The 12,534-nt window shown below is 59.1% G+C and carries 11 protein-coding genes; 4 read left to right on the top strand and 7 right to left on the bottom strand.

Features of this window, described 5'->3' with window-relative positions; translation table 11 throughout:
* Entirely contained in the window at positions 1-2,631 is a 2,631-nt protein-coding gene (gene secD, locus MN186_RS08620) for a protein translocase subunit SecD (RefSeq protein ID WP_242113974.1), read from the bottom strand.
* Between the two features lie 59 nt (positions 2,632-2,690).
* Positions 2,691-3,020: a preprotein translocase subunit YajC gene (gene yajC / locus MN186_RS08615; RefSeq protein ID WP_242113973.1), complete on the bottom strand. Its 330-nt coding sequence runs from the start codon at positions 3,018-3,020 to the stop codon at positions 2,691-2,693.
* 157 nt (positions 3,021-3,177) lie between these two features.
* On the opposite strand from yajC, the gene serS reads away from it, so the two are divergent.
* Complete coding sequence (gene serS / locus MN186_RS08610; RefSeq protein WP_242113972.1) at positions 3,178-4,470, top strand: serine--tRNA ligase; 1,293 nt, start codon at positions 3,178-3,180, stop codon at positions 4,468-4,470.
* Positions 4,471-4,543: 73 nt separating this feature from the next.
* On the opposite strand, the gene MN186_RS08605 is transcribed toward serS, so the two are convergent.
* The 5 genes from MN186_RS08605 to MN186_RS08585 form a co-directional block, all read right to left on the bottom strand.
* Positions 4,544-5,389, bottom strand: a complete 846-nt coding sequence (locus MN186_RS08605; protein ID WP_242113971.1) for an ATP-binding protein — start codon at positions 5,387-5,389, stop codon at positions 4,544-4,546.
* The gene (tatC, locus tag MN186_RS08600; RefSeq protein ID WP_242113970.1) at positions 5,386-6,288 is read right to left on the bottom strand and encodes a twin-arginine translocase subunit TatC; all 903 of its coding nucleotides are present in this window, start codon (positions 6,286-6,288) and stop codon (positions 5,386-5,388) included. Before tatC ends, MN186_RS08605 begins: the two co-directional genes overlap by 4 nt.
* A complete protein-coding gene (gene tatB / locus MN186_RS08595) occupies positions 6,285-6,902 on the bottom strand; it encodes a Sec-independent protein translocase protein TatB (RefSeq protein ID WP_242113969.1) in 618 nt (205 codons plus the stop codon). Before tatB ends, tatC begins: the two co-directional genes overlap by 4 nt.
* 26 nt (positions 6,903-6,928) lie before the next feature.
* Complete coding sequence (locus tag MN186_RS08590) at positions 6,929-7,144, bottom strand: twin-arginine translocase TatA/TatE family subunit (RefSeq protein ID WP_242113968.1); 216 nt, start codon at positions 7,142-7,144, stop codon at positions 6,929-6,931.
* Between the two features lie 259 nt (positions 7,145-7,403).
* Positions 7,404-8,525, bottom strand: a complete 1,122-nt coding sequence (locus MN186_RS08585; RefSeq protein WP_242113967.1) for an ABC transporter ATP-binding protein — start codon at positions 8,523-8,525, stop codon at positions 7,404-7,406.
* Between the two features lie 211 nt (positions 8,526-8,736).
* Here MN186_RS08585 and MN186_RS08580 point away from each other — a divergent pair, with 211 nt between their 5' ends.
* The 3 genes from MN186_RS08580 to MN186_RS08570 all read left to right on the top strand — a co-directional run bounded on the left by MN186_RS08580 (position 8,737) and on the right by MN186_RS08570 (position 12,442).
* The gene (locus tag MN186_RS08580) at positions 8,737-9,960 is read left to right on the top strand and encodes an MFS transporter (protein ID WP_242113966.1); all 1,224 of its coding nucleotides are present in this window, start codon (positions 8,737-8,739) and stop codon (positions 9,958-9,960) included.
* A gap of 105 nt (positions 9,961-10,065) precedes the next feature.
* The gene (metG, locus tag MN186_RS08575; RefSeq protein WP_242113965.1) at positions 10,066-11,784 is read left to right on the top strand and encodes a methionine--tRNA ligase; all 1,719 of its coding nucleotides are present in this window, start codon (positions 10,066-10,068) and stop codon (positions 11,782-11,784) included.
* Positions 11,785-11,947: 163 nt separating this feature from the next.
* Positions 11,948-12,442 carry an NUDIX hydrolase gene (locus MN186_RS08570; protein WP_242113964.1) on the top strand — a complete coding sequence of 165 codons (495 nt, stop codon included), beginning with the start codon at positions 11,948-11,950 and terminating at the stop codon, positions 12,440-12,442.
* Positions 12,443-12,534 lie beyond the last annotated feature (92 nt).

Below are 12,534 nucleotides of genomic sequence, written 5' to 3'. Positions count from 1 at the left end.
TCAGGCGTTGACCTCGGCGAATTGGTTGCCTGCGTTGGCGTCAGGCTTCGACCAGTCGCGCTTCACGCCCAGTTTCAGCAGGATTGTCGATGCAATGAAAATCGAGGAATAGGTCCCGACGATCACGCCCCAGATCATCGCGAAAACAAAGCCGCGGATCACGTCACCGCCCAGCACGTAAAGCGCGATCAGCGCGACAAGCGTGGTGATCGAGGTCATCAAGGTGCGCGAGAGCGTTTCGTTGATCGACAGGTTCAGAACCTCCTTCAACTCCATCTTCTTATAGCGGCGCAGGTTTTCACGCACGCGGTCAAAGACAACCACAGTGTCATTCAGCGAATAGCCGACGATGGTCAGAAGGGCTGCTATGATCGCCAAGTCGAACTTGATGCCCAGCAGGCTAAATATCCCGATGGTCAGCACCACGTCATGCACCAGCGCGGCCACCGCCCCAAGACTGAACTGCCATTCAAACCTGAGCCAAATATAAACCAGCACCGCCGCAATCGCTGCGACAACGGATAGCACAGCGGTTGTGATCAGCTCGCCCGAAACTTTCGGCCCAACACTTTCAACGCTGGGGAACGTTATCGCCGGATCGACTTGCATCAATGCCTGTTCGATCATCTCAATGGTCTCAGGCGTAATGGCCTCTTCACCCTCCTGTGCCTCAATGCGGACTTGTGCCACGTGCTGATCCTCGCGGAAGTTCACGTCAAACACTTGAGCAATCGAGATATCGCCAAGACCCAGCGGCGCCAATGCGTCGCGGTATTCGCCCACATCCACCGCCTGCGTGCTTTCCGTACGGATCGTCGTGCCGCCCCGGAAGTCGATGCCGAAATTCAGGCCAATGACCAGAAACAGAATGACCGAGGCCACCATCATCGCACCCGACGCCCCCAGCGCCACAATCGAGCGGCGAAAGAAATCAAAGACGCGATTCTTTGGCGCCAATTGCAGGCCCTTGATTTCAAGCTTGCGGGGGCGTTTACGTTCAAACCACATGACCAGCATCAGGCGGGTCAGGAAGATCGCGGTAAAGACCGACGTGATGATCCCCAACGCCAACGTAACCGAGAACCCGCGCACCGGACCAGAGCCCATGATGAACAGGATAACGGCCGTGATGAAGGTCGTGATGTTGGCATCCAAAATGGCCGACAGCGCCTTTTCATAGCCAAGTTCAATCGCACGCGCCGGACCGCGCCCGGATTTCAGCTCTTCCCGGATACGTTCAAACACCAGCACGTTCGCGTCTACGGCCATCCCGATGGTCAAGACGATGCCGGCAATCCCCGGCAGGGTCAGCGTGGCCCCGATCATCGACAGAAGACCGAAGATCATACCGACGTTTAATATTAAGGCTACGTTGGCAATAACCCCGAACCAGCCATATGAAACGACCATAAAGACCAGCACGCCTACAAACGCCACCACCGACGCGATCTTACCCGCGTCGATGCTGTCCTGGCCAAGTTGCGGGCCGATAGTGCGTTCTTCCACATAGGTCAGTTCCGCCGGAAGTGCACCGGCCCGCAGAAGCACCGCCAAATTGGTCGATTCCTCGATCGAAAAGTTGCCGGTGATGATGCCCGACCCGCCACAAATCTGTTCGTTGATCCGGGGGGCAGAAATCACCTCCTCGTCCAACACAATCGCAAACGGCGCGCCGACATTGGCACCGGTATAGTCGCAGAACGTACGTGCCCCCGACACGTTGAACCGGAAATTCACCGCAGGCTGACCGTTCTGGTCAAAAGCGGGCTGAGCGTCATTCAACTGCTCGCCCGACACGACGGGAGTTTTTTCCAGCACATAGAACACGCCGGTTTCATCCAGTGATGGATAAATCACGTTGCGCGGCCCGGGTGCCGTGTTCGCATCGGTCGTACGGCTGACGACCGGATGGAATGTCAGCTTGGCAGTTTTACCAATGATTTCCTTAAGTTCCGAGGCACTTCCAATCCCCGGCACCTGAATCAAGATGCGGTTGTCGCCTTGCCGCTGAATAGTGGGTTCGCGGGTGCCAACCTCGTCGACTCGGCGGCGGATGATCTCAAGGGTCTGTTGAATGGTGCGGTTGTCAGTGGCGACTTGCTCGGCCTGCGACAGGGCGACGACCAACTCGCCTTCGCGCCCGGCCTTGACCTCGATATCGGTCGAGCCGACGCCCGACAGGCTGACCACGGGCTGGGCCAGTTTCTTGACCGCTTCAATCGCTTTGGGCAGCCCCTCGGGTTGCGAGACCTTGACGCGAAGTTCGTCCTCCGGCCCGTCCTGACGGCGGATCGTGCCGACGGTCGCACGTTCATCGCGCAGGATATCGCGGACCTCGGGCCACAAACTGTCCATCCGTGCGGCATAGACATCGGCAACCTGAACTTCGGCCAAAAGATGTGCGCCGCCGCGCAAGTCCAGCCCCAGATTGACCAGCGAATTGGGCGCCCAGTCCGGCCAGGCCGATCGGTCCGCCTCAAGCTCGGCAGTGGCACCCGTCGTTTCGATCATTGAGACCGCATCGTTATGCTGCTCAACGCGGCTGTAAAAGCCGTTGGGCGCTGCAAAATACAAGCCAAGGGCCGTCAGCCCCCAGATCACAAGACGTTTCCAAGTCGCGATTTGAAGCATAAGCCCCTGCCTTATAAGGTTTGATATATTGTCTGTTCGGCGGCCCTAACCGCCTCGGATCAGCTTTCGACCGGTTCGGTCTTGCCCATCACTTTGACGATAGTTGACCGAACGACACGCACTTTGACGCCAGTTGAAATTTCGACCTCAACCTCATTGTCGTCCTTGATCTTCAGGACCTTGCCGATCAGACCGCCCTGCGTGATCACCTGATCCCCTTTTCGCAACGCGCCCAGCATTGCCTGATGTTCTTTCACCTTCTTCTGCTGCGGACGGATCATGAAAAAGTACATGATCGCAAACACCAACAGCATCGGCACCAGCATTGAATTTAAAAGCCCCCCGGTGGGCGCGCCCGCGGCCTGTGCAAAAGCAGGAGTGGCAAACATGTAGATATCCCTTTTCAAGCGGGCCTCGGCCCCAAAATCGTTGGCGCACACTATATGCGGGTCGGGGGGTTGTCCAGCAAGCGAAAGCGATCATTCCCCCTTCCCCCGCGCGCACCCTTCTGGCATATGCCGGTTAAGCAAAATAAAGGAGCGATCCATGCATGATATCCGTCTGATCCGCGACGATCCCGAAGCTTTCGACGCGGGCATGGCCCGCCGTGGCCTGTCGCCGATGTCGGGCGAAATCCTTGCATTGGACGAAGCCAGGCGCGCCTCGATTCTAGCAGCTGAAACCGCGCAGGCGGACGCCAACAAGGCGGCGAAATTGGTTGGCGCGGCGAAAGCATCGGGCGATGAAGCGGAGTTTGAACGCCTGCGCGCGCTGGTGGCCGACAAAAAATCCGAAATCGCCAAGCTGAATGACGAAGCCAAGGCGCTGGACACGAAGTTGACCGACCTGCTGATGGGTCTGCCCAGCATTCCCGGTGATGATGTCCCCGATGGCAATGACGAAAACGACAACGTCGAAATCAACCGCTGGGGCACGCCCGCCACCTTCGACTTCGAACCGCTGGAGCATTACGAATTGCCCGCGGTCAAATCCGGCATGGACTTCGAGACCGCCGCCAAATTGTCGGGATCGCGTTTCATGGTGTTGTCGGGCGCAGTGGCCCGCCTGCACCGCGCATTGGCCCAGTTCATGCTGGACGTGCACACAGAAGAAAACAACCTGACCGAGACATGGACGCCCGTGCTGGTCAAGGAAGAGATGATGTATGGCACGGGCCAACTGCCGAAATTCGGCGACGACAGCTATCAGACCACCAACGGCTGGTGGCTGGTGCCCACCGCCGAAGTCACCCTGACCAACATCGTGAACGGCGTCACGGTCGAAGACAGCTACCTGCCCCGCCGCTATGTCGCCCATACCCAGTGCTTCCGGTCTGAAGCCGGTTCCGCGGGGCGCGACACCACAGGCATGCTGCGTCAGCACCAGTTTGAGAAGGTCGAAATGGTGTCGATCACCCGCCCCGACACCTCGCAGGCAGAACACCAGCGGATGACACGCTGCGCCGAGGACATCCTGGAACGCCTCGGTCTTCCCTATCGCACCGTCGTGCTGTGCACCGGCGATCTGGGCTTCGGCATGAAACGCACCCACGATATCGAGGTCTGGCTGCCGGGCCAGAACCAGTACCGCGAAATCAGCTCAGTTTCGCTTGCAGGTGACTTCCAAGCCCGTCGTATGAATGCCCGATACAAACCCGCAGATGGCGGAAAGCCACAATTTGTGCATACATTGAACGGCTCAGGCCTCGCCGTCGGCCGCGCGCTCATCGCAGTGCTGGAAAACGGCCAACAGCAAGATGGATCGGTGAACCTGCCGGATGCCCTGCATCCCTACCTGCGCGGCAAAACACGGATCACAGCAGACGGCAACCTCGTCTGAATTCATGTTTCTTCTGGCTGAAAATATCCTGGGGTGAATGCGCGCACGCGCAGAGGGGCAAAGCCCCTGCCCCTTACCCCAGTGCCACGCCTTTGCGCCCGGCCAGATCAACGAAATACTGCCACGCTACTCGACCCGACCGCGCCCCGCGTGTCGCTTGCCATTCAATAGCTTCGGCGCGCAACGTGTCATCATCAATCGTGACACCATAGGCATCGCAATATCCCCGAATCATGGCGAGGTATTCATCCTGATCGCAGGGATGGAAGCCCAACCACAACCCAAACCGGTCGGACAGCGACACTTTCTCTTCCACCGCCTCGGAGGGGTTGATCGCGGATGATCGTTCGTTCTCGATCATGTCGCGGGGCATCAGGTGGCGGCGGTTCGACGTGGCATAAAACACCACATTATCCGGCCGCCCCTCGATCCCGCCATCCAGAACCGCCTTCAGGCTTTTGTAATGCTGGTCGTCATGGCTGAAGCTCAGATCATCGCAGAACAGCAGGAACCGGTGCGGGGCATCGCGCAACAGACCTAGCAAACGACTGATCGAGGGCAGATCTTCGCGCTGCACCTCGACGATCTTCAGCGCCTCGCCCCGTTTCAGAACCTCGGCATGAACCGCTTTGACCAGCGACGATTTCCCCATCCCGCGCGCGCCCCACAGAAGCGCGTTGTTGGCGGGCAGGCCGCGGGCAAATTGCAGCGTATTTTCAAGCAACGTGTCGCGCGAACGATTGACGCCGATCAGAAGCTCGATGGCGACGCGATTGACCCTGGTCACAGGCTCCAATCGGTCAGGCGCCGTGTGCCAGACGAAGGCATCTGCGGTCGAAAAGTCGGGGGCGGACAGTGGCGGCGGCGACATGCGGTCCAGCGCGTCCGCGATACGGCTCAACGCGTCGATGTCGTTCATGATCCCTTCTCCGCCTCGCCCGGATCGTCTTCGTCCACGTCAAATTCGGCCATCAACTCGTCTTCGTCCGCCTCGTCCTCGTCATCCTCGAACCACAAGCCTTGCTCGCGGAGTTCGGCTTCGCGCTTCTTCTCGACCCGTTTCACCAACTGAATCGAGATCTCATAAAGCCCGTAAACAACCACGAACAGGATCGCCTGCGTGATGACGTCCGGCGGCGTGACCAGCGCGGCCAGAACCAGGATCGCCACGACCGCATATTTACGCATGTCAGAAAGTCCCTGCGCGCTGACCAATCCCGCCTTGCCCATTAGGGTCAGAAGAACGGGAAGCTGAAAACACAGTCCGAAGGCCACGATGAATTTGATTGTCAGACGCAGATATTCCTGAACCGACCCCTGAAAATCAATCGAGGCCGCAACATCCGTTTCACCCACTGTTCCCGCTTGCTGGAAGCCCAGGAAAAAGTCGAACGCCAGCGGCATAACGACATAAAAAGCAAAAGACGCGCCCAGAAAAAACATCGCGGGCGATGCGATCATGAAGGGCAAGAAGGCGCTTTTCTCGGACTTGTACAGTCCCGGCGCCACGAACCGCCACAGCTGATAACTGATGTAAGGGAAGGCCAGCACAAGCCCCCCAAACAACGAGATAGAGATTGCGACAAAGAAACCTTCCTGCAGCTTGATCAAGATCAGCCCGCATTGGTCTTGGCCGCGTTCAGCCATGGTCGTGCAGAGCGGTTCGGTCAAAAAGTTGAAGATCGGGTTCCAAACGGTGAAGCAGATCACCATCGCGACGACAAAGGCCAGCGCAGAATGGATCAGACGCGTGCGCAATTCAGTAAGATGCTCGATCAGCGGGGCCGAGCTGTCCTCAATCTGTTCAGTGTCGCTCATCCGTCAGACGTGTCCGTAGGTTTGGCCTTGGCCTTCGCCTTGGATGCGGCCGTCGGCTTGTTGGGGTCCGCCTTTTTCGCGGCGGGTTTCTTGGGGGCAGCTTTGCGAGTCCCAGCGGGTTTCGATACCTCAGGTTTGGTTGCCGGTTGGTTTGCCGGGGCGGCGGCATCGTCCGGTTGCCCAATGGTCCGTTCGGTCGGTCGCTTCGACGGCGGGGTTTTTACCTTCAACATATCCGCCTGGCGCGCCGCGTCCGCGTCTTTCTTCGCGGTCTCGGGATCAGACTTGCGCGACTTCAGGGTGGGATCGTCATCGGTCTTGTCGCGTAATGACTTGGCGGGGTCCCATTTTTCAAACCCGTCGGCGGCTTTGTTCAACGCGTCCAATCCCATCGCTTTTGATGAGGTTGCGGATTTGAACGTATCGGCGATGTCCTTGGCGCCGGATTCATCCGCCGCATCATTCATCGCCTGACTGAACTCACGCCCCATCTGGCGCGCACGCGCAGTGAACCGGCCCAGCGTGCGAAACATGCCAGGCAGGTCTTTTGGACCAACCACGATCAAGGCAACGACCCCGATCAACAGAAGCTCGGAAAACCCGATATCAAACATGGGCTGCGCCCCCTAACGGTCGCGGCTTACGCGTTTTCCTTGTCTTTCTCTGGGGTGACGTCCTTTGCGACGTCTGCGGCTTCATCTTCGATCTCTTTTTTGCCGTCATCAACGCCTTTTTTGAACGCGGTGATGCCTTTGCCGACTTCGCCCATCAGCGACGAAATCTTGCCCCGGCCAAACAGCACAAGAACGACGATCGCGATCAGCAGAAGGCCCGGAAGGCCGATATTGTTGAGCATTGTATTCTCCCTCGACAGAGGGGCACTGAACCCCCCGTGATCTGTAACGCCCACGACATTTATTGCTTCGCGCGGCAAGTTCAAAGCCCCAAAGCGCAAATCTGTCGGGAAAATGATACGCAAAATGCCCGCGCACCGACCGATCAGCCGGGATGCCCCTGCGATTCGGGTGAAAATCTGCCGTTTCGACTGTCACGCGGATGATCCTTTGAGTTCGAACACGACCCTTCACCAGCGGTTCGCGCACGCGGGACCTTCATCAGGACGGCCCCTCATCCACACCCGGTACGTCACCGTGGCGAAACACGAAACACCGGTCGCGCCGGATCGCAATCCAAAGCGGAGTGTCTTTCGCCGGCAGGAATACGGACGAAACCGAGGCGGTCAGGATCGAGCCATTCCCCTCCATCCGGAAATCGACAAGGCTTTCCTTGCCGATGAAGCGCGCCCGATCAACCCGCGCGCGCGCCCAAACACCGTGGTCTGGCGTGGGGCTCGGCCCCCGGCCACTGCGGTCGAAGTCGATCCTAAGATGTTGCGGTCGGATCACAATGTCCACCTTCGCGCCATCTGGCACACCTGGCGCCAGAAACTGCCCGAACGCCGTTTCGGTCAAAGCGCCCTGCACCACCCCGGTGATCACATTCACGTCCGAAAAAAAAGCGGCCGCCTTCAGATCAACCGGCGCGTTATAGAGGTTATAGGGTGCACCGCGCTGCACGATCCGCCCGTCGCGCATCAGGGCAATTTCGTCGGCCATGCGCATCGCCTCTTCCGGTTCGTGTGTGACCAGCAAGACGGCGGCGCCTTCGTCCTTCAAAATACCAAGGGTTTCGTCGCGGATCCCGTCGCGCAGACGATTATCAAGGCCCGAGAATGGCTCGTCCATCAGCATGATCGACGGGCGCGGCGCAAGTGCGCGGGCCAACGCCACGCGCTGTTGTTCGCCGCCCGACAGCTCGTGCGGATAACTGTCGATGAACCGTGCCAGCCCCACCTTTTCCAGCAATTCGCGCACCCGAAGCCGCTTTTCTGTGCGCGTGCCTTTCAGGCCAAATGCCACGTTGTCAGCGACCGACAGATGCGGAAACAGTGCGAAATCCTGAAACATCAGCCCGATATGGCGCTTTTCAGGCGGTTGGAACACGTTGGGGCCAGCGACTTGCTGCCCGTCGATCCACACCTCGCCCGAGGTTTGCCGGTCCACGCCCGCGATAATGCGAAGCGTCGTGGACTTGCCGCAGCCCGACGGCCCCAACAGCCCCGTCACCTGCCCTGCTTGCAATGCAAGCGACACGCCACTGACCACTGGTCGACCGCCAAAACTGCGGTGAAGGTCGCGGATTTCCAGCCGGGCTTTGTTCATTGAGGCGCCATCCATGATCGCGGGCCGGTTCCTTGTTTGTCTCGCGGACGGTGGTGATATCTGATGAATTCCATCAGGCTTTCAGGGGGCATATCAGCCCCCTATAAGACCCGCAAGCCCCACGCCGGATTTGTCGCAGATGCGACACGACACCATTCCCCGCGTCGTTTTCAGCCAAGTCTTACCGGGCAAAACCCCGATGCTGGTCTAAACCTCCGAGGCTTTGATGCGTTTTCTAATCTCTTTCGCGCCGCTGTTGCTCTCTGTGATCCTGCTGCAACTTAGCTCGGGCGGGGTTGGACCGCTGGACGCGGTGTCGGGGTTGGAGCTTGGCTTCACCAAGGCCGAGATCGGGCTGCTTGGATCTGCACATTTCGTTGGCTTTTTCATCGGGTGCTGGTGGGCACCGCGCCTGATGGGCACCGTCGGTCATGCGCGTGCCTTTGCAGGCTTCACGGCGATGGGTGCGATTGGCCTGTTGGCGCATATGCTGTGGATCGCGCCGGTGCCATGGGCGGTCATGCGCATTGCCACGGGCCTTAGCGTCGCCGGTGCATATACGGTGATCGAGGCATGGATGAACGCCAGCATCACCAACGAAACCCGAGGCCGCGCCATGGGCGGCTATCGCGTTGTCGATCTGGGCGGGTCGCTGGCTGCGCAGCTATTGATCGGCGTGTTGGAGCCTGCGCATTACGTGTCCTACAATATGCTTGCCCTGACCTGTTGTGCGGCCATCCTGCCGTTGGCACTGACCCGCGCATCCCAACCCGAAACGCCCAGCGCGCCGCGCCTGCGCCCCGCGCTGGCCTGGACACGTTCGCCCCTAGCGGTGGCGGGGGTGATCGTGGCGGGCATCACCTCGGCCGCGTTTCGGATGATTGGTCCGGTTTACGGCCAAGAGGTCGGTCTGGCCACGGGTCAACTGGCTTGGTTCCTGGCCAGTTTCGTGCTGGGCGGCGCGTTGGCACAGTTGCCCGTGGGCTGGCTGGCCGACCGATATGACCGCAGGGGTGTGTTGATCGGCCTGTCAGCAGCGGCCATCCTGAGCTGCGGCGTCACCGTCATGGCGTCTGGCATGGGGCAAAGCGCTGCCTTCGTGACGGCCGGACTGTTTGGATTTACAACCTTCCCGATCTTTTCTGTCTCGGCCGCCCATGCCAACGATTTCGCCACCCGCGCGGAACGGGTCGAATTGTCGGCGGCGTTGATGTTCTTCTATGCCGTCGGCGCCATCGCCTCGCCTTTGGTAGCGTCCGGATTGATCGAACAGTTTGGCCCCCCTGCCCTGTTCGCCTTCATTGCGGCCGGACATCTTGGCCTGATCATCTTCGGGCTGGCGCGCAGCCACCAGCGCCCGACCCGCGAGGTTCGCACGCCCTACACCTATACACCGCGCACGTCGTTTTCGATGGGCCGGTTGTTTGGAAAATTGCGTGATCGCAACTAGGCGACCACCGCCCGAACCGCATCTGGCCTGCCCCTCTGGCATTGCAGTTTCGCATGGCGTATACGGCGCTCAAACTCACAAGAATACCGCAGAACCGGAGCCTACATGAACCGCGTCCTTATCACCTCGGCAATTCCCTATATCAACGGGATCAAACACCTCGGCAATCTGGTTGGCTCGCAACTGCCTGCTGACCTTTATGCGCGCTATAACCGCGGCCGGGGCCGCGAGGTCATGTTCATCTGCGCCACCGACGAACACGGCACGCCCGCCGAATTGGCTGCCGCCAAGGCGGGCAAACCCGTGGCCGAATTTTGCGCCGAAATGCACGCAGTGCAAAGGGAAATCGCAGACGGTTTCCGGCTGTCATTTGACAATTTTGGCCGCTCGTCGTCCGCGCGAAACCACAAGTTGACACAGCATTTCGCGGGTAGGCTGGCCGAGAACGGTTTGATCGAGGAAGTATCAGAAAAGCAGGTTTATTCAAACGCCGATGGCCGCTTTCTGCCGGATCGCTATATCGAGGGTACTTGCCCCAATTGCGGCTATGATGGCGCGCGCGGCGATCAATGTGAGAACTGCACCAAGCAGCTTGATCCCACCGATTTGATCGACCCACGCTCGGCCATTTCCGGGTCAACTGACCTTGAGGTGCGCGAGACCAAGCACCTGTATCTGCGCCAGTCCAAGCTGAAAGACAAGCTGGATGCGTGGATCGACACCAAGACAGATTGGCCGGTGCTGACCACCTCGATCGCCAAAAAATGGCTGCATGACGGTGACGGGCTACAAGACCGGGGCATCACGCGCGATCTCGACTGGGGCGTGCCCGTGAAGAAGGGCGACGAAGATTGGCCGGGCATGGAGGGCAAGGTCTTCTATGTCTGGTTCGACGCGCCCATCGAATACATCGCCGCCACCGCCGAACTGGCCGACAAGCTGGGCGAAGATGACGACTTCTGGCAACGCTGGTGGCGCACCGATAAAGGTGCAGATGACGTGCGCTATGTGCAGTTTATGGGCAAGGACAACGTGCCGTTTCATACGCTGTCGTTCCCCGCGACAATCATGGGATCGGGCGAGCCTTGGAAGCTGGTCGATTACATCAAGTCGTTCAACTATCTGAACTATGATGGCGGCCAGTTCTCGACCTCAAAAGGGCGCGGTGTCTTCATGGACCAAGCCCTGTCGATCCTGCCCGCCGATTATTGGCGCTGGTGGCTCTTGAGCCACGCGCCGGAAAACTCGGACAGCGAGTTTACGTGGGAAAACTTCCAAGTCAGCATCAACAAAGACCTTGCCGACGTGCTGGGCAACTTCGTCAGCCGCGTGACCAAGTTTTGCCGCTCGAAATTCTCGGAAGCCGTGCCGGACGGTGGCACCTATGGCGACCTGGAAAACGCCCTGATCGTCGATCTGACCGCCAAAACCCGCGCCTATGAAGGTTACATGGAGGCGATGGACATCCGCAAAGCCGCACAAGAACTTCGGGGCATTTGGGTTGCGGGCAACGAGTATCTGCAAACTGCGGCCCCGTGGACGACGTTCAAGACCGACCCGGATCAGGCCGCCGCCCAAATCCGTCTGGCCCTGAACCTGATCCGGTTCTACGCGGTGCTGTCGGCGCCCTTCATTCCCGATGCGTCCGACACAATGCTCAAGGCGATGGGCGCGGAAGATCACGGCTGGCCGAACGATGTGCCCGCTGCACTTGACGTGCTGAAACCCGGTCACGCCTTCACCGTGCCGGAAAACGTCTTTGCCAAAATCTCGGACGAAGACCGGGAAAGCTGGCAGGACCGCTTTGCGGGCACGCGCGATTGATCGCTTTCGGCGCGTGCGAACACAGTTCACATCGGGCGGCTGCTTCCCTCATATGGCTTAGCCGCCTGCGATCCACACTACATCTTGCTTTTTGTTTTATTTCCCGGCGAAACGGGCTATCTTCACCAAAAGGCAATGAAAACCGGATGGCACAACCGGACAGATGGGCATCAAGGGCAGCAAGACGTTGACGATATCCAAGGGTAAGCCCGCGCCAATGCGGCTGTCGCTGGGCGACAAGCGGTCCGTTCGAACGCAGTTCGGCGCGTTGCCCTTTCGCATCAAGAACGGCAAGGTCGAAATTCTGCTGATCACCTCTCGCGGCACCGGTCGCTGGATCATTCCGAAAGGCTGGCCGATGGACGGTGAAACACCTGCCGGGTCAGCCGCCACGGAGGCGTTTGAAGAAGCTGGTGTGGAAGGCACGATCAGCCATGATGTGCTTGGCTTCTATTCCTACACCAAGAACCACGACGGCCAGCGCCTGCCCTGTGTCGTGGCAGTTTTCCCCCTGAAGGTGAAAAAACAGCTCAAATCGTTTCCCGAAAAGGGTCAAAGACGGCGCAAATGGGTGTCGCAGAAGAAAGCTGCACAGTTGGTGTGGGAGCCTGAGTTGCGGCGTATTATCAAAGGGTTCGACCGGTCGGCACTGACGTGACGCTTAACCCGACGCAGCACGAAATCACGGCCAAAGGTTGCACCCTTCATTCGGCATCGCCATATCTTAAAGGCAATGTGTTTAGGGAAAAG

It is taken from the genome of Aliiroseovarius sediminis (assembly GCF_022678485.1).
Taxonomy (GTDB): Bacteria; Pseudomonadota; Alphaproteobacteria; order Rhodobacterales; family Rhodobacteraceae; genus Aliiroseovarius; species Aliiroseovarius sediminis.
Note: the sequence above shows the minus strand (reverse complement) of the source record. Positions and strands in the feature narration are given on the sequence as shown.